Origin of the sequence: Lacticaseibacillus camelliae DSM 22697 = JCM 13995 (assembly GCF_001436615.1) — a bacterium.
Taxonomy (GTDB): domain Bacteria; phylum Bacillota; class Bacilli; order Lactobacillales; family Lactobacillaceae; genus Lacticaseibacillus; species Lacticaseibacillus camelliae.
In genome coordinates this window covers 42,803-65,560 of the sequence record NZ_AYZJ01000009.1, presented here as the reverse complement: position 1 = coordinate 65,560, position 22,758 = coordinate 42,803, and the positions used below count along the sequence as shown (strand labels likewise).

General features: G+C 57.7%; 23 protein-coding genes, 2 pseudogenes and 1 riboswitch. Of the genes and pseudogenes, 24 read left to right on the top strand and 1 reads right to left on the bottom strand.

Annotated features, from left to right (window positions below; genetic code table 11):
* The first annotated feature begins 82 nt into the window (after positions 1–82).
* Positions 83–181, top strand: a riboswitch (TPP riboswitch).
* 43 nt (positions 182–224) lie between these two features.
* Positions 225–833: an energy-coupled thiamine transporter ThiT gene (gene thiT, locus FC75_RS01430; RefSeq protein ID WP_056988917.1), complete on the top strand. Its 609-nt coding sequence runs from the start codon at positions 225–227 to the stop codon at positions 831–833.
* A 57-nt stretch (positions 834–890) separates the two neighbouring features.
* Here the strand turns inward: thiT and FC75_RS13215 are convergent, their stop codons facing one another.
* Entirely contained in the window at positions 891–1,007 is a 117-nt protein-coding gene (locus FC75_RS13215) for a DUF4044 domain-containing protein (protein WP_420843303.1), read from the bottom strand.
* 140 nt (positions 1,008–1,147) lie between these two features.
* On the opposite strand from FC75_RS13215, the gene FC75_RS01425 reads away from it, so the two are divergent.
* The 23 genes and pseudogenes from FC75_RS01425 (at position 1,148) to FC75_RS01320 (ending at position 22,756) form a co-directional block, all read left to right on the top strand.
* Positions 1,148–1,468, top strand: coding sequence for a hypothetical protein (locus FC75_RS01425; RefSeq protein ID WP_054663597.1), 321 nt, complete (start codon positions 1,148–1,150; stop codon positions 1,466–1,468).
* A 188-nt stretch (positions 1,469–1,656) separates the two neighbouring features.
* On the top strand, positions 1,657–2,088 hold the full coding sequence (gene mraZ / locus FC75_RS01420) for a division/cell wall cluster transcriptional repressor MraZ (RefSeq protein WP_054663594.1): 432 nt from the start codon (positions 1,657–1,659) through the stop codon (positions 2,086–2,088).
* 5 nt (positions 2,089–2,093) lie between these two features.
* Positions 2,094–3,026: a 16S rRNA (cytosine(1402)-N(4))-methyltransferase RsmH gene (gene rsmH / locus FC75_RS01415; protein ID WP_056988916.1), complete on the top strand. Its 933-nt coding sequence runs from the start codon at positions 2,094–2,096 to the stop codon at positions 3,024–3,026.
* 13 nt (positions 3,027–3,039) lie between these two features.
* Entirely contained in the window at positions 3,040–3,417 is a 378-nt protein-coding gene (locus FC75_RS01410) for an FtsB/FtsL family cell division protein (protein WP_054663591.1), read from the top strand.
* A gap of 4 nt (positions 3,418–3,421) precedes the next feature.
* Positions 3,422–5,584, top strand: coding sequence for a penicillin-binding protein (locus tag FC75_RS01405; RefSeq protein WP_056988915.1), 2,163 nt, complete (start codon positions 3,422–3,424; stop codon positions 5,582–5,584).
* A 20-nt stretch (positions 5,585–5,604) separates the two neighbouring features.
* On the top strand, positions 5,605–6,570 hold the full coding sequence (gene mraY, locus FC75_RS01400; protein WP_056988914.1) for a phospho-N-acetylmuramoyl-pentapeptide-transferase: 966 nt from the start codon (positions 5,605–5,607) through the stop codon (positions 6,568–6,570).
* A gap of 57 nt (positions 6,571–6,627) precedes the next feature.
* Positions 6,628–7,998 carry a UDP-N-acetylmuramoyl-L-alanine--D-glutamate ligase gene (gene murD / locus FC75_RS01395; RefSeq protein WP_056988913.1) on the top strand — a complete coding sequence of 457 codons (1,371 nt, stop codon included), beginning with the start codon at positions 6,628–6,630 and terminating at the stop codon, positions 7,996–7,998.
* 3 nt (positions 7,999–8,001) lie between these two features.
* Positions 8,002–9,099 (top strand): undecaprenyldiphospho-muramoylpentapeptide beta-N-acetylglucosaminyltransferase, encoded by a 1,098-nt coding sequence (gene murG / locus FC75_RS01390; protein ID WP_056988912.1) that lies wholly within the window; start codon positions 8,002–8,004, stop codon positions 9,097–9,099.
* 25 nt (positions 9,100–9,124) lie between these two features.
* Positions 9,125–9,949, top strand: a complete 825-nt coding sequence (locus tag FC75_RS01385; RefSeq protein ID WP_082623074.1) for a cell division protein FtsQ/DivIB — start codon at positions 9,125–9,127, stop codon at positions 9,947–9,949.
* A gap of 119 nt (positions 9,950–10,068) precedes the next feature.
* The gene (ftsA, locus tag FC75_RS01380; RefSeq protein ID WP_056988911.1) at positions 10,069–11,370 is read left to right on the top strand and encodes a cell division protein FtsA; all 1,302 of its coding nucleotides are present in this window, start codon (positions 10,069–10,071) and stop codon (positions 11,368–11,370) included.
* A gap of 22 nt (positions 11,371–11,392) precedes the next feature.
* Positions 11,393–12,344 (top strand): annotated as a pseudogene (gene ftsZ, locus FC75_RS01375) (cell division protein FtsZ); the annotation flags it as partial.
* An 89-nt stretch (positions 12,345–12,433) separates the two neighbouring features.
* Positions 12,434–12,646: pseudogene (locus FC75_RS13210) on the top strand (cell division protein FtsZ); the annotation flags it as partial.
* Between the two features lie 284 nt (positions 12,647–12,930).
* Positions 12,931–13,401: a cell division protein SepF gene (locus FC75_RS01370; protein WP_054663583.1), complete on the top strand. Its 471-nt coding sequence runs from the start codon at positions 12,931–12,933 to the stop codon at positions 13,399–13,401.
* Positions 13,402–13,409: 8 nt separating this feature from the next.
* Complete coding sequence (locus FC75_RS01365; RefSeq protein ID WP_056988909.1) at positions 13,410–13,694, top strand: YggT family protein; 285 nt, start codon at positions 13,410–13,412, stop codon at positions 13,692–13,694.
* A gap of 1 nt (position 13,695) precedes the next feature.
* Entirely contained in the window at positions 13,696–14,310 is a 615-nt protein-coding gene (locus FC75_RS01360; RefSeq protein WP_225350751.1) for a YlmH family RNA-binding protein, read from the top strand.
* A gap of 180 nt (positions 14,311–14,490) precedes the next feature.
* A complete protein-coding gene (locus tag FC75_RS01355; protein WP_054663579.1) occupies positions 14,491–15,225 on the top strand; it encodes a DivIVA domain-containing protein in 735 nt (244 codons plus the stop codon).
* Between the two features lie 287 nt (positions 15,226–15,512).
* Positions 15,513–18,299, top strand: coding sequence for an isoleucine--tRNA ligase (gene ileS / locus FC75_RS01350; RefSeq protein WP_054663577.1), 2,787 nt, complete (start codon positions 15,513–15,515; stop codon positions 18,297–18,299).
* Between the two features lie 2 nt (positions 18,300–18,301).
* Positions 18,302–18,529, top strand: a complete 228-nt coding sequence (locus tag FC75_RS01345) for a cold shock domain-containing protein (RefSeq protein ID WP_054663572.1) — start codon at positions 18,302–18,304, stop codon at positions 18,527–18,529.
* A 138-nt stretch (positions 18,530–18,667) separates the two neighbouring features.
* On the top strand, positions 18,668–19,231 hold the full coding sequence (locus tag FC75_RS01340; protein WP_054663569.1) for a hypothetical protein: 564 nt from the start codon (positions 18,668–18,670) through the stop codon (positions 19,229–19,231).
* Positions 19,228–19,803: a hypothetical protein gene (locus FC75_RS01335; protein WP_054663567.1), complete on the top strand. Its 576-nt coding sequence runs from the start codon at positions 19,228–19,230 to the stop codon at positions 19,801–19,803. The genes FC75_RS01340 and FC75_RS01335 overlap by 4 nt, the downstream gene beginning before the upstream one ends.
* A 9-nt stretch (positions 19,804–19,812) precedes the next feature.
* Positions 19,813–20,031, top strand: a complete 219-nt coding sequence (locus FC75_RS01330) for a helix-turn-helix domain-containing protein (protein ID WP_054663564.1) — start codon at positions 19,813–19,815, stop codon at positions 20,029–20,031.
* Positions 20,024–20,506 (top strand): prolyl-tRNA synthetase associated domain-containing protein, encoded by a 483-nt coding sequence (locus FC75_RS01325; RefSeq protein ID WP_054663561.1) that lies wholly within the window; start codon positions 20,024–20,026, stop codon positions 20,504–20,506. Before FC75_RS01330 ends, FC75_RS01325 begins: the two co-directional genes overlap by 8 nt.
* A 60-nt stretch (positions 20,507–20,566) precedes the next feature.
* Positions 20,567–22,756 (top strand): alpha-galactosidase, encoded by a 2,190-nt coding sequence (locus tag FC75_RS01320; RefSeq protein WP_056988908.1) that lies wholly within the window; start codon positions 20,567–20,569, stop codon positions 22,754–22,756.
* The last annotated feature ends 2 nt before the right edge of the window (positions 22,757–22,758 follow it).

Here is a 22,758-nt window from a genome sequence, read left to right as displayed (position 1 = left end):
CCCTTACTTTTTGACAATGTGGGCTCGCTTGCTATAATGATGGGGCACAAGCAAAATTGTGCTCTAACAAAATAGTGGTGGGACCAACGCAAAGGGGAGCCATTGGCTGAGAGTGGGCAGTTGCCCAGACCCTTCGAACCTGTTCGCTAATACGAGCGTAGGAATTGCGGTGTCGAGAAATCGACCTTCTTTGTGGCGGATCCTGACCCAAAGGAGGATTTTTTATGGCCAAATCGAACTCACGTGTCTTGATCTTGGTGGAAATCGCGGTGATTGCCGCGTTTGCCATGGCGCTGGAGTACGTCCCGCACAAAACCGGGATCTCCAGTATTGAAATGTCTTACGGTGTGATCCCAATCACGGTGCTGGCGCTGCGGCGTGGAACCGGCGCCGGGATGGCAGCCGGGCTGACCTGGGGCGTGCTTGATATCATGCTGATCGGCTTTGGTGAAGGGTCTGTCCTGAACCCAATTCAGGGTTTTCTGGAGTACCCGATTGCCTTTGCCGTCGCCGGGTTGGGCGGGCTTCTTTACGGCCGCTTTCAAGCCGCGCTGAAGGCCGGTAACAACCGCGAGGCCATGGGCCTGGCGTGGGGCGCTGGCCTGATCGGCGTCTTAGCCAAGTACTTCTGCCACTTTCTGGCGGGCTGGGTCTTTTGGGGCTCATACGCGCCAAAGGGCACACCGGCATGGCTCTACTCGCTGGTCATCAACGGCGGGTCGGCAGTGGCGACCGGGATCTTGACCATCATCGTCATTTCCGTGCTGGTCACCACCGTTAAGAAACCGTTGTTTGAGCCGAAGGATGGCAGACAGCTGCTGTCCCAGCACTAATTCAACCCAAAAAAGTAGCGGGTCTGCATTTTGCAGACCCGCTTTTTTGATATCAGGTTAAAAGACATTCATCGCTGACAACCCAACGACTAGGGCACCAAGGATGGTGACGATCAGCATCGCCCATGTCGCAATGTAGGTGACCCACCAGAATTTTGAGCGTTTCTCTTTCACCTTAATCACCACCTTTGACCAATCTACCGTGCTGTGCTTTACCCGAGTAGTTTACCCGTTTTGGCCAGGCGCTTCAACCGAATTTTCGTGCCCAAGGGGGTAAAATCGAGTATAGTCTTAAGGTAAAGGAAGTGATGAACATGCTGATCGGGATCATTTTACCGCTCGCCGGTCTGGCCGTTTGGCTGGTCTGCCGCGCCTTGCAGTTTCACTCCCGGCTGTTGCCGTTTTTGGTTGCCGGTCTGGAACTGCTGGGCGTCGCGAACTTGGCCAACGCCAAGGCCCCGAACACGATTTGGGTCGCACTGTTCACCACAACGGCCATCGCCATCCTTTTGATCATTTACTTTGTGGTCCGAGATTACGATTTGCTGTTTGCCCGTTATTTCACGACCTTGGGCCGGGTCCTCATCCTGGCGGCCACCGTTTGGTGGGTGGCGGCCATTTTGCTCTCGTTTTAGGGCCTGGCCCCCACTGGTGATCCACCTGTCCCCACCTGCTGTAAACCGCAGCAGATGGGGATTTTTTAGTACACGCAGGGAATCGTGGGGTGCTTTTTCAAATTGTCAAGCAGATTTTGTGGGAGTTGGTGGTGAGGAGTGGGTGATTGTGGTAGACTGAATTTAATGTTGGAAAGGAGGCGTTGTCCATGCTGATGGGAGAATTCCATCACAGTATCGATGCGAAGGGCCGGCTAATTATTCCGGCCAAGTTTCGCGCCGATCTCGGCAGTGATTTTGTGCTGACGCGCGGCATGGACGGCTGCCTGTTCGGCTATCCGATGAGTCAGTGGCAGAAGCTGCAAACTCAGATTGAGGCGTTGCCCTTGACCAAAAAGGATGCCCGGACCTTTTCACGGTTCCTGTACTCCGCCGCCACTGAGTGTGAGCTGGACAAGCAGGGCCGAGTCAACATTCCCAAGCCGCTGAGCCAGCACGCGGGGCTAGATAAAGCGTGTGTGCTGGTAGGCGTCTCCGACCGCATCGAAGTCTGGAGCGAGGAACGGTGGACCAGCTTCACCGCCAGCGCCGAGGACAGCTTCGATGATATTTCCGAAAATCTGACCGACTTTGGACTGTGAGCGCGATGACAGAATTTAAACATGAAACCGTGTTATTAAAAGAGGCCACCGACAACTTGGCCATCGATCCTACCGGTATCTACGTCGACGCGACGCTGGGCCGCGGCGGTCACACCAGGCGAATCTTGAGCCAGCTGACATCCGGCCAGCTATACGCGTTCGACCAGGACCAGGCTGCCATCGACGCCGTGCAGGCGCAAGGCGTGCCGGCAAACCTTCACCTGCTTCACCGCAATTTTCGCGAATTGGACGAGGCGCTGGCCGGCGAAGGCGTTACTGCAGTCAACGGGATCTTATACGACCTCGGCGTGTCCAGCCCTCAGTTCGACGATTCCAGGCGCGGCTTTTCCTACCGCTTCGACGCGCCGCTGGATATGCGCATGGACCAAAGCCAGGCGCTTTCGGCGCGGGTGATCGTGAACGAGTGGTCTTACCAAGAGCTGGTACGGATCTTCACCCGCTACGGTGAGGAGCGCTTCGCCAAGTCCATCGCTCGGAAAATCGAGCAGGCCCGGGCGACCAAGCCCATCGAAACCACGTTTGAGCTGGTCGACCTGATCAAGGCCGGCATTCCGGCCAAGGCGCGGCGGACCGGCGGCCATCCGGCCAAGAAGGTGTTCCAAGCCATTCGCATCGCCGTCAACGACGAGTTGGGGGCCCTCGAAGCGTCACTGACGCAGGCCTTGCAGCTGGTCAAGCCGGGCGGCCGCATCAGCGTGATCACGTTCCAGTCCTTGGAAGACCGCCTCGTGAAGACGATGTTTAAGGAGCAAACGACAGTGCAAGATTTGCCGCAGGGCTTGCCGGTGATTCCACCGGAGGCCCGGCCGCATTTTAAATTAATCAATCGCAAACCGATTCTCCCAAGCGAGGCGGAACTAATCGCCAATCACCGGGCGCACAGCGCAAAGCTGCGGGTGGTCGAGCGCGTATATTGAAGGGGTGCTCAAGATGGTGGATAACACAGCAAGACAGCTAGACATGGTGGAACCAAAGCGGCGCGAGACGCCGCACGTTCAGCCGCACGTAAAACCTGCAGCGAAGCCGAGCACTAAAGTGGCTTTCTCGCCACTGGAGCGGCTGCTGATGGTGTTCGTGGGAATGGTCGCCGTGGGGTTTTGCCTGTGTTATCTGACCGCATCGATGCACTTGGCCAATCTGACCCGGACTTACCAGAACGTTCAAAATCAGGTGACTGTACAAAAGCGCGTGATCGCCGATGACAAGCAGACGGTCGGCGAACTGTCCAACTCAGATCGGCTCAACAGTTATGCCAGTGCTCACGGTTTTGCTGTGATCGAAGGTAATATTAAACATGCGGTGAAGTAGGCTTATGAAAAAGAAAACGAATAAACGACAAATGCGCGCCCGGCACCCCGAGCGCAATCGGCAACGGTTCGGGATCTTCCTGTTCTGGCTCAGCCTGGTTGCGCTGCTGGCGTTCGTTTGTCGTTTTGCGTATGTGGCCGTTGTCGGCTCGGTCGATTCCAAACATCTCGCGGCGTATCGCGCCTCTCAGTACGCGCGCAAAACCGCGCTGCAGGCCAAGCGTGGCAGCATCGTCGACCGCAACGGCCAAGCAATCGCCGAAGATGCGTCGACCTACACCATTTACGCCATCATCGATCAAAATTACACTCAGAACGGCAAGAAACTATACGTGAGCGATAAGGCCAAGACGGCGGCGGTGCTTGCCAAATATCTGCCGCTTTCTGAGGCCAAGATCCTGGCTTACTTGAACCCGAAGAAGAAGACTTTTCAAGTCGAATTCGGCGCGGCCGGCACCCGGCTGTCGTTGTCGACCCGCAAAGAAATCGAAGCAGAACACCTGCCAGGGATCCATTTCACCGACAGCCCTTCCCGGTTGTACCCGAACGGGGTGTTTGCCAGCTACACGGTTGGGCTGACCCAAACCAATGCGACCAACAAGAATCAGCCGCTGGTCGGGGTCATGGGGCTGGAAAAGGAATTTAACGCGCAGCTGGCCGGCACCAATGGCTATCAAACCGCGCAAGTGGACAATTATGGCTATCGACTGCCCAAGGCCAAGGTCAAAACCAAGCCAGCCAAAAATGGCGGGACGGTCAAAAGCACGCTGGACTCTTCTTTGCAGTCGTACCTTGAGACGTTGCTGGCCAGTGTCCAAACCAAGTACAAGCAAGCCTCAGTCACCGGGGTGGTCATGAACGCCAAAACCGGCGAGATCCTGGCGGCGGGCCAGCGTCCGACCTTCGATCCCAGCACGATGGAAGGCCTTGAGCAGGGTTCGTCCTGGCAGAACATGCTGGTGGAAGACACATACGAACCCGGCTCGGTCATGAAGGTCTTTAACTTGGCTGGCGCAATTCAAAGCGGGACGTTCCAACCGAACACCTACTACAATTCCAGCGGCGTGAAGGTCGCAAGCACCACGATCCATGACTGGAACCACGTTGGCTTCGGCGAGATTCCGTTTTCGCAGGCGCTGCCGCGTTCTAGTAACGTTGGGTTTGTCCACATTGTGCAGCAGATGGGTGAGGCCAACCAGGCCAAGACCCTAAAGGACTTTGGGTTTGGCCAAAAAACCGGGATCACGCTGCCGAATGAGGCCACTGGCGGCTACAACCTGAGCAACGCGGTGACCCGCGCCGTGATGGGTTACGGCCAAAGTATCAATGTGACGCAGATGCAGATCCTTCAGGCGGCGACTGCGATTGCCAACAAGGGCACGATGGTGCAGCCGCGAGTGGTCACCAAAGTCACTGATCCTGACGGCAAAGTGATCAATTACAAGCGGAAGGTGGTGGGTCACCCGATTTCTGCGACAACGGCGGAGACCGTGCTGGATGAAATGCGCGACACCATCAACAAGCCATATGGCACCGGGGTGACCTACAAAATTGCCGGCGCCGACGTGGCGGCGAAAACCGGGACGGCGAACATTGCCAACCCGAAAGGCGGGTACCTGCCCGGTGAGACCAACCAGCTGCACAGTCTGTTGGCAATGGCCCCGGCCAGTGACCCACAATTTATTGTTTATTTAACCTTGAAGCAGAACACCGCTATGACGACCCCGGCGGTCAATGTGCTGAACACGATTTACCACCCGCTGATGACTCGGCTGCTGGCACTTGACGCCGGCAATACAGCGACGCCTGCGGCCGAAACGGTGACCGTGCCAGCAGCGGTGAACGACTCGCTGACTGCGGCCACGGCGGCCCTGAACAAAAAAGCGCTGACCGCCTCCGTGGTCGGGACCGGTAACCGGATCGTCCAGCAGCTGCCGGCAGCGGGCACGCAGGCCCTGCGCTCGGCGCGGGTGGTGCTGCTCACCAACGGGGCAATGACCATGCCGGACGTTTCTGGCTGGTCTAAGAGTGATGTGTTAAAATTGGCCCAGTTAACGGGCAAAAAGTTTAAGTTACAAGGCGCCGGATACGCGTCTGCGCAGAGTCTCAAGGCTGGCAGTTTGCTTGGGACTGGCACGGTGACCGTGACTTTTCAGAAAACTGACTAATTAACGAAGGTAGGAGACCAATGCAATTCACTGAGATGCTGATCCCGATGGTCGCGGCGTTTGCGATCACCGTGATCCTGATGCCGCTGTTTATCGGTTACATGCGGATGAAAAAAGAGGGCCAAACGATCCGTGAGGTCGGCCCGAAGTGGCACAAAAAGAAAAATGGGACTCCGACCATGGGCGGCATGGTCTTCATCTTGGCCATTGTAGTGGCCGCCATTTTCACCGGCTGGTGGCAGCACCAGCTGACCCTCAGCGTCTGGGCCGGGCTGTTCATCCTGGTCCTTTACGGGGCGTTGGGATTTTGGGACGATTTCATCAGCGTTGAGCTGCACCGCAACATGGGCCTAAAGGCCTGGCAGAAGCTGCTGGGCCAGATCGTGGGCGGCGCAGTTTTTCTGACCGCGTACTTCCATGAGGGGTTTCCGACGGTGCTGCCGCTGTTTGGCTATCAGCTGAACGTGGCCTGGGTCTTCGCGGTGTTTGCGTTGTTCTGGCTGGTGGGCTTTTCCAACGCGGTCAACTTGTCTGATGGCCTGGATGGGTTGGTGGCGGGGCTGTCGATGATCGCCTTTGCGGCCTACGCCGTGCTGGCGGTGCACGATGGCCGGACAGATGTCCTGATTCTCTGCCTGGTCACGATTGGCGCGATGGTCGGCTTTTTCCTGTTTAACCACAAGCCGGCCAAGGTGTTCATGGGCGACACCGGGAGTCTCGCCTTGGGCGGTTTGATCGCCGTGATTGCGCTGCTGCTCGACCGGCCGTGGTCGCTGCTGCTGATCGGGATCGTGTTTGTCTGCGAAACCGCTAGCGTGATCCTGCAGGTCGGTTCGTTCAAGCTGTTTCACCGGCGCATTTTTAAGATGGCCCCGATCCACCACCACTTTGAGCTGCTCGGCTGGTCTGAGTGGAAGGTCGACACCGTGTTCTGGCTGGTCGGTCTGATTGGTGCGGTATTGTATCTGGTTTATGCACTGGCCTAGCGCCGTGCAAGTTAAGTAAACCCGGCCGCCGCCGGGATATATAGGGAGCGTAAGTGGTTGCTGAATAATTCGGATTATAAGAACAAAAAAGTGTTGGTTTTGGGCCTGGCCAAAAGTGGGGTCAGTGCTGCTAAACTACTGCATCGGCTCGGCGCTTTGGTGACGGTGAACGATAAGCAAAAGTTTGATGATAATAAAGACGCGCAAGCCTTGCTGGACGAAGGCGTCACGGTCATTACCGGCAGTCACCCGGTCGAGCTGCTCGACGAAGGCTTTTCGCTAATGGTCAAAAACCCCGGCATTCCCTATTCCAATCCCATGGTGGTGCGGGCCCAGCAGTTGGGCATTCCCGTGATCACCGAGCCGGAACTGGCTTATTCGGTGTCCGACTCGACCTGGGTCGGGGTCACCGGCAGCAACGGCAAGACCACCACGACGACGCTGATTGGCCTGATGCTGAACGAGCGGGAGACTGCAGGTCACGCGTATGATGCCGGCAACATCGGCATTCCGGTCACCGGTGTGGTGCAAAAAGCCGGCGCCCAGGACACGGTGGTGTGCGAGCTGTCCTCGTTCATGCTGGTCGGGATTCAGAAGCTGCACCCGCACATTGCGGTGCTCACGAACATTTACGAGGCGCACCTGGACTGGCACGGCTCCCGTGAAAATTACGTCAAGGCCAAGATGCGCATCACAATGAACCAGACCAAAGACGACTTTTTCATCATGAACTGGGACCTGCCAGAGATGCACGAGCTGGCCAAGCAAAGTCCTGCGACCGTTGTCCCGTTTTCCCGCAAAGGGGCAACAGGCGCACGCGCCACGCTGACCGCCGGCTGGCTGTGCTTTGACGGGGAGCAGCTCATGAAGGCCGACGAGATGCAGATCCCAGGCGACCACAACATTGAAAATGCGCTGGCTGCCATTGCCGCCGCCAAGCTGAGCGGCACGCCGAATGCAGCCATTGTCGACGTGCTGCACCGCTTCACCGGGGTTAAGCACCGCATTCAGTACGTCGAAACGGTAGCCGGCCGTAAGGTTTACAACGACAGTAAGGCCACAAACGTCGAGGCCAGCACCGTGGCCCTGAACGCGTTCAAGCAGCCGATCGTCCTGCTGGCCGGCGGACTGGATCGGCACCTGCCGATGGATGACCTGTTGCCGCTGATCAAGCAGCACGTTCGCGCGATGGTCACGTTTGGCGAAACCGCGCCGCTGATGGAGGCTCTGGCAAAGCAGGCCGGCATTCCATTCACCCGGACTGATAATGTCAAAACGGCCGTACCGATTGCCTTTGCTGCCAGTCAGCCCGGCGATGTGATCCTGCTGTCGCCGGCCGCGGCCAGCTGGGATCAGTACCCGAACTTTGAAGTGCGCGGGGATGAATTTATTGACGCAGTGACTCAGTACGCTGAGAAAAAAGGGTAAATTATGCGACTGATGATTTCAGGCGGCGGCACTGGTGGGCACATTTATCCGGCGTTGGCCTTGATTCAGCGCCTGCAGGAACGCGGTATGCTGGACGCCGTCATGTATGTCGGCACCGCCAAAGGCCTTGAAAGCCGCATCGTGCCTAACGCGAAGATCCCGTTTGAAACCCTTGAACTGCAGGGGTTTAAACGCAAGGTGAGTTTCACAAACGTCAAGATCAACATTCAAACGGTGGAGAAGTTCGTGGGCTCGCTGCGCAAGGCGACCCGCATGATCAAAGACTTTCAACCAGACGTGGTCGTCGGCACCGGTGGGTATGTCTCCGCCGGCGTTTTGTACGCCGCGGCGCGCCACCATGTGCCGACGGTGATCCACGAGCAAAATTCGGTCGCCGGGGTCACCAACAAGTTTCTGGCTCACGCGGTGGACAAAATTGCCATCACGTTCCCGGTCGTTGCCAGTTCCTTCCCGGCTAAAAAAGTGGTCATTACCGGCAACCCGCGGGCCCAGCAAGTGGCTGGGCTCAAGCCCAACGATCGCCTTGCCGACTTTGGGCTGGATCCGCACAAGCGCACACTGCTGATTTTCGGCGGCTCGCGCGGTGCCCCGATGATCAACAAGGCAGCGGTCAACGCGCTGCCAACGTTCGGCGGCGCGGACTTTCAGACGCTGTTTGTCACCGGCACGCGCCATTACGGCACCATCACGAAGCAGATCCGGCAGCTGCCCGCAAACGTCAAGGTCGTGCCGTACATTGACGACATGCCTGGCATTCTGCCGGACGTGACCTTGGTCGTCGGGCGCAGCGGGGCGACCAGCATTGCTGAACTCACGGCGCTGGGGCTGCCCAGTGTGCTGATTCCGAGTCCTAACGTCACGCACAACCACCAGTTCGTCAACGCGAAAAGCCTGGTGGATGTGGGCGCCGCCGAGGTCATCACGGAGCCGGAGCTGGACGCGAACTTTGCCTCGCAGGTGGCGGCCCTAATGGATGACGATTCCAGGCTGTCCCGCATGGCGCAGGCGGCCAAGAAAATGGGCACCCCAGACGCGGCCGATCAGCTGATTGCCGTGCTGGAAAGTGTTCAAAAGCATTAACGCTTGATAGAAGGGAGGCCTGCCGATGGCCTGGCGCAAACACGCAAAACCAAATGATCCGCTTACGCCATGGGAGGCCTACCAGGCCAAACAAAAACGCCGGCCGGAGCGGGCAACCAAGCTCCATTTGCCAGGAGTGGCAACGTTGCGCCGCCGCAAGCGCACGCGCAACCTGGTCCTGCTGCTGACCCCGCTGTTGCTTTTGCTGGCTTTTTTTGGTTATATGGTCTCGCCGCTGGCCAAGGTGCAGCAGGTTTCAGTGGCTGGCACGGTCAACGTGCCAATTCAGACGGTGATCGATGCCAGCGGCCTGTCCGACCGAGTGTTGATCCCGCAGGTGGTGGTCAGCAAGCACAAGTTGGCCGCAAGAATCGAAAAACGAGTGCCGCAGATCAAAACGGCGCGCGTTTCGGTCAGTGCGCTGGATCACGTCACCATTCACGTGGCAGAGCATCAGCCAATCGGGTACGTTGTCACAAAAAAACGTTACCACATGATTTTGGCTAACGGGACGATCATTAAGTCAGGCACCACGACCCCCCTGGATAACTATCCGGTGTTCACCGGCTTTTCTGCAGGCGAGGCCGGCAAGCTCGCCCAGACCCTCAGCCGCTTCCCGGCGGTGGTGCGGCGCACGACCTCAGAGGTCACGGCCAGTCGCGGCGAAGGCAATCCTTACCAGATCACGATGACCATGACCGACGGCAACACCGTGGTTGCCGATTCGCGCACGGTGGCCAAACAAATCAAATATTACCCCAGCATTATCGCCCAGGTGAAGGGTAAGGGGACCGTGGACCTAGAGGTGGGCGCGTATTTTAAGCCTTACAGCAAGTCCACTTCAAAGTAAGCGAAAATGTGCGTTTCGCCGAGATGGCGCCGCAAATCGCAATGTGGTGTGTTAAACTAAATTCAGCGTTATATTTTCTCATCCTACTATAAAAAGGTTGGTAAGGAGGTTCCGGGTCCATGGGAAATCAAGACATTTATGTCGGGCTTGATATCGGGACCACCTCAATAAAAGTGATCGTGGCCGAGCGTGTTCAAGGCCAGTTAAACATTATTGGCGTGGGCAATTCACGCGCGCAGGGGTTATCCCGCGGCGTGATCGTGGATATTGATAAGGCTGCCTCGGCGATTCGTCAGGCGGTGCAACAAGCTTCTGAGAAGGCAAGCATTGAGATCAAAGAGGTCGTGGCCGGGGTGCCGGCCACGATGCTTCAAATCGAGACCGTCTCCGGCATGATCGCGGTGGGCGATCAAAGCAAGGAAATTACGGCCGCTGATGTGAAGGCGGTCGCCTCGGCAGCGCTGGTGCGCAACTTGCCACCGGAGCGCGAGATCCTGTCTTTGACGCCGACTGAGTTCATTGTTGATGGCTTTGACGATATCAAGGATCCGCGCGGGATGATTGGCGTCCGCTTGGAAATGCGCGGCATTTTGTTCACCGTGCCGAAGACTGTGTTACATAACACCAAAAAAGCGATTGAAAAAGCTGGTTTGTCGATCAGGCAGATCGTGGTTGCACCCCTGGCTGAGGCGCGAGTCGCCTTAAGCGATGGCGAGGCAGACTTTGGTACCGTCCTCATCGATTTGGGCGGCGGCCAGTCCACGGCGGCGGTCATTCATGACCACAAGCTGAAGTTGACCACGCTGGACCAAGAAGGCGGTGACTACATCACCAAGGACATCTCGGTGGTGCTGAACACCGGCTTGACCGACGCGGAGAAGCTGAAGCGCGATTACGGCAATGCCGATAGTCAGGCAGCGCCTGAGGGTAATCAGTTCCCGGTCACGGTGGTTGGCCAAACGGAGCCGGTCATGGTGTCGGAGCACTATCTCTCAGAGATCATTGAGGCGCGGTTGACGCAGATCTTTACCCGCCTGAATGAGGCGCTGGCGCAGTCCAACGCCTTGGACCTGCCCGGTGGAATCGTGATCACCGGGGGCACCGCTGCATTGCCAGGCATCGAACCGCTGGCTTCGGACATTTTTCAGCGCAACGTCAAGCGCTACATCCCGGATCAAATGGGGATGCGGCACCCGGCGTTCACGTTGGCGCTGGGCCTGATCACCTACGCGGCGGAAATGACCGATATCGACATCCTGGTTTCCAGCGTCCTGCCGACCCCAACGACCAGTCAGATGGCCGAGGCCGCAGACGCGCCGGTAACGAAAGTGCCAAGCAAACCAAGCAAGGCCGAACCGGACCAAGACAGCGAGAAGAAACCTTCAGCCTTGAAGCGCTTCTTCGGCAACTTCTTCGAATAAACCTTTTTAAGGAGGAACGACAATGGAATTCTCACTGGATACAGATAAAGACACCGGTGCGGTGATCAAGGTCATCGGGGTCGGCGGCGCTGGTGGCAACGCGGTCAACCGCATGATTTCTGAAGAGGTCAAGGGCGTGGAATTCATCGCGGCCAATACCGATGTACAGGCGCTGTCCAACTCGGACGCGGAAACCAAGATTCAGCTTGGGCCGAAACTGACCCGGGGCTTGGGTGCTGGTTCAACTCCTGATGTTGGCCAAAAGGCGGCAGAGGAAAGCGAAGAAGCCATCGAAAACGCTTTGAAGGGCGCCGACATGATCTTCGTTACCTGCGGCATGGGCGGTGGCACCGGGACCGGTGCAGCCCCGGTCGTGGCTAAAATTGCCAAGGACCTTGGCGCGCTGACTGTTGGGGTCGTGACCCGGCCGTTCACGTTTGAAGGGCCCAAGCGCGCAAAGAACGCGGCTGAAGGCATCGCTCAGCTCAAGGAGCAGGTCGACACGCTGGTCATTATCGCGAATAACCGGCTGCTGGAAATCGTCGACAAGAAGACCCCGATGCTTGAAGCCTTCCATGCCGCCGACAACGTGCTGCGTCAAGGCGTTCAGGGCATTTCCGACCTGATCACCAGCCCCGGCTACGTCAACTTGGACTTTGCCGATGTTAAAACTGTGATGGCCAACCAGGGCACTGCCTTGATGGGCATCGGTTCTGCGACCGGTGAGACCCGGACGGTTGAGGCGACCAAGAAGGCCATCTCCAGTCCGCTGCTTGAAGTGTCAATCGACGGCGCCAAGAACGTCTTGCTGAACATCACGGGCGGCCCTGACCTGTCCCTGTTTGAAGCGCAGGACGCCTCGGACATTGTGGCACAGGCGGCAAGTTCCGACGTCAACATCATCTTTGGGACTTCCATCAATGAAGAACTCGGCGATGAGGTCGTGGTCACGGTGATTGCGACTGGGATCGATGATTCAACGATTCAGCAGAACAATGGCCGCGGCAATCGCCGTCAAGTCAATCGTCCGGCTCAGGATGCCAAGGGTAATGGCGCAAAACCGGCCCAAGACGATCCGTTTGGCAACTGGGATCTGCGCCGTGAACCAAAGCGCGACACCCCAAAGCAAAACGGTGATCAGGACGCGGACTTTACAAACGTCAAGAAACAGGAATTCGACATTTTTGAAAGCCAGCCAGAACCGGAAGACGAGAAGAAGCCGGACGACAAGGGTGACGACGACCAGCCGCCATTCTTCAAGCTGCGCCGGCAGTAAACAGGCTGCAAAGCTGAGTGTTTTTAGGCCGACAGCCAGCATAGCGCGGCGCGTTGCCGCTGGTTTTTAGCGGCGAGGCGTTGAGCGTAGCTGGATGCTCGGCCGTTGCTCAGCGTAGCGCGACTAACCAGGCTGCAAAGCTGAGCGCACTTAGGCCGACAGTCAGCCCAGCCTGGCGCATTGCCGCTGGTTTTTGGCGGCGAGGCGTTGGGCGTAGCTGGATGCTCGGGCGTTGCTCAGCATAGCGCGACTCAGCAACATGTCTTTATCAGGGAGGAATTCTCATGGCTTTTGAAAAACTTGGCAGTAAATTCAGCGAGTTCTTTTCGATGGACCCGGATGAGGATGACGCGGCTGAAACGCCTGAGCAGGACACTGCAACGGCGCCAACTGCGGCGCCGACCGCAAATCATCAGAACAAGCCCAAGTACCGCGGCAATAAAGTCGTCGCAATGGGCGATCCGGCCGATAAGACCGCGCGCATTGTGGTTTACGAGCCGCGGATCTACTCTGACGCAAAAGAGATCGGCAACCACCTGCTGAACAACAAGGCGGTGGTGGTCAACTTTGATCAGATCAAGGCCGAGGACGCCACCCGCATTGTTGATTTCCTGACTGGCACGGTGTTTGCCATCAATGGTGAGATCCGGCGGGTCGGCGAGATGATTTTTCTGGTCACCCCAGCGAACTTCCAGATTGATGGCACGCTGGCATCCACGCTGGGCACTGACAGCGACCTTGATATGACCAACTAGGAGGGCGTATGGCGACAGTTCTGTATTGGCTTTTTACGATCATCAATTATGGTCTGTATATTTACATGCTGGCAATGGTCGTGTACGTGCTGATGTCTTGGTTCCCAGGAGCGTGGCAATCGCGCTTTGGCCAGTGGCTGGGCCGGATCGTCAATCCGTTTCTGAATGTTTTCGATTTCATTCCGCCGATTTTTGGTATTGATTTTTCGCCGCTGATTGCGTTTTTTGTCCTTGACCTGGTCCGTTCGGGTCTCGGCACGATATTCAGCGCGATCCTGATGCGGGTGGGCTAACATGGATGCGATTTATCAGCATTTCAGAAAAGAAGAGGCACCGCTGATCGACGAGTTGCAAAGTCAGATCAGCACTGCCGCCACGGAATACCGGCCGGTGTTGACCGATTTTCTTGATCCGCGCCAGATCCATATAGCGCGGACTTTGACCGGCACTAACGGTGACGTTAAGTGCCACGTGTTCGGCGGCTACATCGGCGCGGAGCGCGCCCGGGTGATTTTCGCGCCGGACTACTTTGCCCCTGACCTGATCGACTTCGAGGTGGCCCCACTGGAGATCCATTACCCGGAAAAGTTTGCCGAGCTGCATCACAGCCAGGTGCTGGGAACAGTGGCAAACGCGGGCGTGCGGATGACTGCGTTTGGCGATATCATTACCGATGGCAGCCGGTGGCAGATCTTTACCACCAAAACGATGAGCGACTGGGTCCAGGAGAACATTATTAAGCTTGGCCGCATTAGTGTGCGGCTGGTGCAAGTGGGCCTGGACCAGGTCGTCACGCCGCGCAATGACTGGGAGCCTGCGCAGCTGTCAATGAGCAGCTTGCGGCTGGACAGTTTGGTCGGGCATGCGTTCACGATGTCGCGGGCGCGCGCCAAGGCGTTGGTTGAATAGGCCAAGGTCAGACTGAATTTTGAACTTACGGACCGCCCGGACGCGGCCGTGGGGGAGGCCGACATTGTGTCGGTGCGCGGCTATGGCCGCATTCGCGTCAACGAAGTGCTCGGTGTCAGCAAAAAAGGCAAAGAACGAGTCGCTGTCGACATTATTAAGAAATAGCTGGGAGGGTTCATCATGGCATTAAGTCCACTGGACATACACAATAAGGAATTCAATCACCGCATGCGCGGCCTCGACGAGGATCAGGTCAATGACTTCCTCGCCCAGATCATCAAGGATTACTCCGCTTCGCTCAAGAAGAACGAAGAGATGGAAAAAGAACTCAAGGAACTTCAGGACAAGAACAAGTACTTTAATGATCTGAAGGATGCCTTAAACCAGTCGATCATCGTTGCGCAAGAGGCGGCCGACAAGGTTAAGAAGAACGCCGACGATGAGGCCGCGCTGATCCAGTCGAAGGCTGAAAAGACCTCCCAGGACATGTTGACCTCGGCCACCGAAAAGGCCAACCAAATCGTCAAGGACGCTTCGGACAAGGCGAAGAACATCACCGTGCAAACCGAGGACCTCAAACGTCAGACCCGTGTCTTCCGTCAGCGCCTGCAGGTCATGCTCGAATCGCAGCTGGAAGTCGTCAAGAGCCCAGAGTGGAAAGAGCTGCTTGCAAGCACCACGGAATCTGCAGAGTACCTTGATCCCGCCCAGGAGAAAACGCCTGAATCTGCTGCAGAGGTTGACAAGCAGCCTGTAGATTCAGTACACTCAGAGGCAGCTGAGGACACTGATGGCGACACGCGGTACACGGAAATTGTTTTTCCAACCGATGAACCTGAAGACACCACTTCATCAGCAGCGCCTGCCGATTCGGCAAGCGCCGCGAGTGATGCCAGTGAGGCGCCTCAAGAATAAGTCGTGAACACGCGTCGCTAAGCACAACTGCACGCAGCGAGCCGGGGAGGGTGCAAGCCCGGTGGCAGTCGTTTGGCGGTATCAGTTTGCGTAAGTCGGAGGTAACTTCGACGGGTGACCACCGTTATTGGGTCGACTAGAGGAAGCAAAGACTTTTGCTTTGAACTTAGGTGGTACCACGAGCACGCTCGTCCTATTGAGAGGACGGGTGTTTTTTTGTCAGGTGCAAGGGTTCACCCATGTGCTGGCGGCAGCCAAGTTTATCCAGATTCAGAAAAGGAGTAATCATGAAAGTTAAAGATACGTTGAACCTCGGCCACACCGACTTTAAGATGCGGGCGGGGCTGCCGAACAAGGAACCGAAGATGCAGGCGGCCTGGGAAGAAAACCACTTGTACGAAATGCGCCAGAAGCTGAACGAAGGCAAGCCGGCCTTCATTTTGCATGATGGCCCTCCGTTTGCGAACGGCAACATCCACATGGGGCACGCCCTGAACAAAATCTCTAAGGACATTATCGTGCGCTACAAGTCGATGAACGGCTTCCGCGCCCCTTACGTGCCTGGATGGGACACGCACGGTCTGCCGATCGAGCAGCAGCTGGCCAAGAAGGGCGTTCACCGCAAGGAAATGCCAATGGACGAGTACCGTGAGCTCTGCCGCCAGTTTGCCATGAAGGAAATCGAAAAGCAGCGCACCGACTTCAAGCGGCTTGGCGTGCTGGGCGACTGGGATCACCCGTACATCACCCTGCAGCCGAAGTTTGAAGAGCAGGAGATCCGCGTCTTTGGGGCTATGGCCGAAAAAGGCTACATTTACCACGGCCTGAAGCCGGTTTACTGGTCCTGGTCCTCGGAGTCGACCCTGGCTGAAGCCGAGATCGAGTACCACGATGTGAAGTCACCGTCGATTTACGTTGCGTTCCCAGTTAAGGACGGCAAGGGCATCATCGGTACTGACACCAGCTTTATCATCTGGACCACGACGCCGTGGACCATTCCAGCGAACCAGGGGATTGCCGTCAATCCGCGCTTTGAGTACGCCCAGGTCGAAGCCGATGGCAAAAAGTACGTGGTTGCGTCCGAGCGTCTGCAGGTCGTCAAGGAGGCGCTCGGCTGGAACGACGTGGCCGTGCTGAAGACCTTCTCCGGCAAAGACATGGAGCGCATGGTGGCCAAACACCCGCTTTACGACCGCGACAGTCTGGTGATCCTGGGCGATCACGTCACCCTGGATTCAGGGACTGGGTTGGTCCACACCGCGCCAGGGCATGGTGAGGACGACTACAAGGCCGGCATGAACTACGACTTGCCGGTGGTTTCAGTCGTCGACGCCAAGGGCTTTATGACCAAGGACGCCCCAGGCTTTGAAGGCGTGTTCTACGACAAGGCTAACCCGATGGTCACTAAGGCCCTCGAGGAAAAAGGCGCGCTGCTCAAGCTCGACTTTTTCACTCACTCGTACCCGCACGACTGGCGCACGAAGAAGCCGGTCATTTTCCGGGCGACGACGCAGTGGTTTGCTTCTGTTGACGCGTTCCGCCAGCAGATCCTCGACGCGATCGACAACGTGTCCTTCACGCCAAGCTGGGGCAAGACCCGACTTTACAACATGATCCGCGACCGCGGCGACTGGGTCATCTCTCGTCAGCGCGCATGGGGCGTGCCGCTGCCAATTTTCTACGCTGAAGACGGCACCCCGATCCTCGAAAAGGAAACCATTGACCACGTGGCCGACTTGTTCGGTAAGTATGGGTCAATTGTGTGGTCGCAGCGCGAGGCCAAGGACCTGCTGCCGGCGGGTTACACCAACGTGCACTCACCAAACGGTAAGTTCACCAAGGAAACCGACATCATGGATGTCTGGTTCGACTCCGGTTCCAGCTGGGCCGGCGTGGCCGAGGCGCGGCCAGAGCTCGAGTACCCAACGGACTTGTACCTGGAAGGCTCCGACCAGTACCGCGGCTGGTTCAACTCCAGCTTGATCACCAGTGTGGCGGTCAACGGCGTCGCCCCATACAAGCAGGTCCTGTCGCAAGGCTTCACCCTGGACGGCGAAGGCCGCAAGATGTCCAAGTCCCTGGGCAACACGATTGCGCCGGACAAGGTGGAGAACCAGTACGGTGCGGAAATCATCCGTTTGTGGGCCGCGACGGTCGATTCGTCTTCTGACGTGCGCGTGTCGATGGATAATTTTGCCCAGACCTCTGAGGCCTACCGCAAGATCCGCAACACCCTCCGCTTCATGATCGCCAACACCGGTGACTTCGACGAAAAGACCGATACGGTGCCGTTCTCGCAGCTGGGCAGCGTGGACCAGTACATGCTGGTTCGCCTGAACCAGGTCATCAAGACGGCCAAGGCCGCGTACGACAAGTACGATTTTGCCACGGTGGAAAAGACTATCTCCAGCTTCCTGGTCAACGACCTGTCCGCGTTCTACTTGGACTTTGCGAAGGATGTTGTTTACATTGAGGCGGAAAAGAGTCTGGCTCGCCGGCGCATGCAGACGGTGATGTTTGAAGCGCTCCTTGACCTGACCAAGCTCCTGACACCGATCCTGGCCCACACCGCCGAGGAGATCTGGCCGTACCTGCGCCAGCCCGAGCAGTATGCCGCCCTCAGCAACATGCCGGAAGCCCAAGACTTTGCCGGCCAAGACGATTTGCTCAAACAGTGGTCTGCGTTCATGAGCTTCCGCGCCGAGGTGCAAAAGAGCCTGGAAATGGCGCGCGACGCTAAGCTGATCGGCAAGTCCATGGAGGCTGCCGTTACGGTTTATCCGCAAAATAGCGTCCGGACGCTGCTGGCTGGCCTTGACGCCAACGTGATGCAACTGCTGATCACGAGTGGCTTTGCGGTGGCAGCTGATGGCGAAAGCGCGCCCGCCGGTGCCGTGCACTTTGACGATGCCGACATTCTGGTTGAACACGCGCAAGGCGATGTTTGCCAGCGTTGCCGGATGACCACGACTGACGTTGGTGCGGACAAGCGCTTCCCGACGCTGTGCGGCCGCTGCGCGAAAATTGTCGCGGAGAATTTCCCGGAAGCCGTTGAGAACGGCTTCGAGGCCTAGCCATGGAAGGCCGCGTGAGACTGTTCAACGAGAAACAGGGCTACGGGTTTATCGAACCGGATGATCCGGACCTGCCTAAGGATGTGTATGTTCACTTTTCTGCCATCATCGGCGGCGGCTTCAAGTCGCTGAAGGCAGGGCAGAAAGTTAAGTTTGTGATCATTCAAGGCGCCAAGGGCCCTCAGGCCGCGAACGTTGAGATCATCGAGGATTCTACTTACGGCAAGTAATCTGAACGCCGACCCCACAGCCTACACAGCTGCGCGGTTGGCGTTTTTGATTTGGCTAAATGCCAGCCAGAAAGAAACTGGTGATTATTGTTTAACGATATGGTATTATCGTCTTACAATAAGAAAAGGGGCGACACAATGAAACAACCACAGTTGAGCCGGCGCACCAAGACCCTTTTGACGGGGTTGCAGGTGGTGCTGGCCGGTTTGATCTTACTGATTGGCGGGATTGCCCTGAGCAGCTTAGGGCTGCTTGGCCGAATCTTTAGCGGCGAGCGACCGGCCGCGGTTCAGGCCAACCAGGTGAAGCTTGCCGGGGGCGACCATGCCGCGACCACATTCAGCAATGGCCACTTTCATCTCACGTTGAACGGCCAGGGCAACTGGTTGAAGCTGAGTGCCGCGGACTGGCTGCTTAGCGTCATGCTGACCCTTGCCGCGCTGGTCCTGATCAGTTTGTTGGTTCACCGGTTGCGCCACGGCGAGTTCTTTGTCCAGGCCAACTTGATGATTCTTCACCGCCTATTGTGGGTGGTGGGCGCTATCATGATTCTGGAGTATGTGGCCGCACTGGTTGGGCCAGGGTCTTCGGGCTTGATGGCCGCTGTGGCCGCGACCGGCCTGGCGGTTGGCCTCTATGTGCTCACGGCGCTGTTTCAGCGCGGTTTTGACCTGATGCAGGAAGGAGCGCGGCTGATATGAAACACATTCGCTATGCATTGCAGATCATCGCGAACGTCCTGTGGGTCTTGGGGTTATTGGCGCTGGTCACCATGGGCCAGACAGTTTGGCAGATGGTTCAATCCAGCCACGCCAAGATCCAGCCAAAATGGTCGGTCCTTTGGCTGACCATCAAACCCAACAACTGGGGCACCGCCACGTGGACGCGCAACGGCCGGCACGTGACCAAACTGTTGAATCTCTACTATACACCGGCGCTGCAGTGGCAGCTGATGGGCATATGGCTGCTGGCCGTGACCGCTTTGGGGCTGGTGCTGCTCGGGCTGTTGAGTCGGCTGGTCAGGCGGATGCGTCAAGGCGAGTATTTTACCGCCGGCAATGCGCATTTGCTGACGCTCATCGCGCGGGTGCTGCTTGGGGGACTGCTCGGGTCGCTGGTGATGACCATGGCGGAAATCCTGTTGCAAGGCGTCATCACAGTCGACTTTGTGGCCTTGCTGACGGCCGTCGGGGTCGTGGGCGGCGTGTATGCGCTGCGGGTCTGGTTTAATTACGGCGTCGCGCTGCAGCAGGACCAGGACGCAATTATTTGAGGTGATCTTGTGATTGAAGTTGATCTGGATAAAATGTTGCTGGCGCGCGGCCTGACCAGTGCCGCTGTGGCCGAGGCAGTCGGCATCACCCCTGCTAACTTGTCCATCTTAAAGACGGGAAAGGCCAAGGGCATTCGCTTTGCAACGCTAGCAAAATTGTGCGCGGTGCTGGACTGTCAGCCCGGCGACCTGCTTTCCTATCGTGAGGGGGGAAACCCCGATGACTAATGCGGCTGCAGTGATGGCCTGGCTAAAGGCGCAGGGGCTCGCGTACCGAGTGATCGAGCATCCAGCCGTGTTTACCACGGCCGAAGCTGACCGGCTCGTGCCGCCCTTTGAGGGCAGCAGGCCCAAGAATCTGCTGGTGACAGACCAAAAGCGGTTCTTCTTGGTGATTCTTGACGAGGCAAAGCGGCTGGACTTCAAAGCCCTGTGGGTGCGACTCGGGAGCGGCAGACTGACCATGGCGTCAGCGGCTCAGCTGCAGACCATTCTTGGCGTCGCCCCGGGCAGTGTCTCGGTGTTTAACGTGCTGAATGATGAGGCCAACGCGGTGACGGTGGTGATCGACCGGCCTGTGCTGACTGTCAGCCCGGTGGCATTTCATCCGAACGACAATACAAAGACGGTGCTGATCAGCGGCGAAGCGGTGCTGAAGTTTTTGGCGGCCGCCCATCATGCGCCGGTACTTTGTGAGTTGTAAGGCGTAGTTTTAACTTTTGCGGCAATTCCCACTATACTCAGGGGGGAGGAGGGCGTTGTGATGGCAATATTGATCGATAAAAAGACCCTGACGTTTCATCTGTGCAATGATCAGATCAGCTATGTCATGCAGGTGAAGGATCACCAGTTCCTGCTGCATGTGTACTACGGCCCGCGCATCAAGCACTTCACGCAGGTGCTGCCGCATCCGGATGTGGACCGCGCGTCTTTGGCGCCGCAGCCGGCGGGGTATGAAGGCACGCCGTTTTCGCTGGACACGGCGCTGCAGGAGTTTCCAGGCAACGACCACGGGGACTACCGGCAGTCTGCCTTCGATGTGACATACGCGGACGGGACGAAGGCCACTGCCTTGGCGTACCAACGCTACACGGTAACGCCAGGCAAACCCAAACTGCCAGGGCTGCCGGCGACTTATGTGAATCAAGAAGACGAGGCGGACACGCTGACCATTGTGCTGGCCGATGGTTTTCGCCACCTTGAAGTGTGGCTGCAGTACACGATTTTCCGCGACCTGCCAGTGATCACGCGCGCGGTCAGCTATCACAATCTGGGGCAGCAGCCACTGTACTTGGAGCAGGCCGGCAGCTTTGCGCTGGACCTGCCGGATGCGCGCTACGAGCTCCTGCAGTTGCCCGGCGCTTGGGCCCGAGAAAAGCAGATCGTTCGCAGCCCGCTGCCGGCTGGCCGCCATGTCTTGGAAAGCCGGCGCGGGGCCAGCAGTGCGCATCAGCAACCCTTCATGGCGCTAGTGCGGCCGGAAACCACCGAGCGCAGCGGCGAGGTGTTCGCGGTGCACCTGGTCTACAGCGGTAATTTTGAACTCAGCGCCCAGGTGGATCCGTACGATCAGACCCGCCTCACCGGCGGTATCGGCAGCAGCGATTTTCGCTGGCAGCTCAAGCCAGACGCCAGCTTTCAAACGCCTGAAGTAGTGATGGTGTACAGCAGTGCTGGTTTGAACGGCATGTCGCAGGCCTTTCATCAGCTGTATCGCAAGCACCTGACGCGTGGGCGGTTCCGCGACCAGGTACGGCCAGTGGTGATCAACAACTGGGAAACGACATACTTTCACTTTGACGCGGCCCGCATCTTGGCTCTAGCGAAAAAGGCGAAAGCGGTCGGCGCGGAGCTGTTCGTACTGGATGATGGCTGGTTTGGCCATCGCAACGATGACCGTTCGTCGCTGGGGGACTGGCATCCCGACTTGAAAAAGCTTCCTGAAGGTTTGGGCAAGCTGGCGCAGGACATTCACCACTTGGGGCTGAAATTCGGTCTGTGGTTTGAGCCGGAAATGGTTTCGCCGGATAGTCAGCTTTACCGCCAGCACCCGGATTGGGTGCTGGGTGTCCCGAAGTATCCGTTGTCCACCGGCCGCCATCAACTGGTGCTGGACTTCAGCCGGCAGGATGTGCGCGCGGCAATCGAGCAGCAGATCGCGACGGTGCTGGACACCGTGCCCATCGATTTTATCAAGTGGGATATGAATCGCAACATCACTGAAGTCGCCAGCGCCAAGCTGCCCCCGGAACGCCAAATGGAGACGCTGCACCGCTACATCCTGGGCCTATACGACCTCGCGGATAAGCTGACGACTCAGTATCCGAACGTCCTGTTTGAGAACTGCTCCGCTGGTGGCGGCCGCTTTGATCCCGGCATGAGTTATTACATGCCGCAAAGCTGGACCTCTGATAACACTGACGCAATCGAGCGGATGAAGATTCAGTACGGCACGAGCCTGATTTTTCCGCCGATCATGATGGACGCGCACCTGTCCGAGGTGCCCAATGACCAGGTGGGGCGGGTCACGCCGCTGGCGACGCGGTTGGCCGTGGCCGAGTCGGGGAATTTTGGGCTGATGCAGGATCTGACCAAAAAAGATGACGCGACGCTGGCGGTCTTGAAGCAGGCCGTGGGCGATTACAAGGCACACCGGCAGCTGATCCAGTTTGGCACGTTTTACCGGTTGCTGGACCCGTTCACGCAGCAGGACGGTGCCTGGATGTTCGTCGACCAAGCCAGGGCGAACGCGCGGGTCGTGTACGTGCAGAGCCTGAACCAGGCGTCCAAGCCGCTGCGCAACATCAAACTGGTCGGGCTCACCCCTGATGCGACGTATTCGGACGGCGTGCGGCAGTGGCAGGGCGACGAGCTGATGAATTACGGGCTGTACCTGAATCAGCTGTTGACCCACGACTTTGAAAGCATCGTGCTGGACCTGACGCGGGTCTGAGG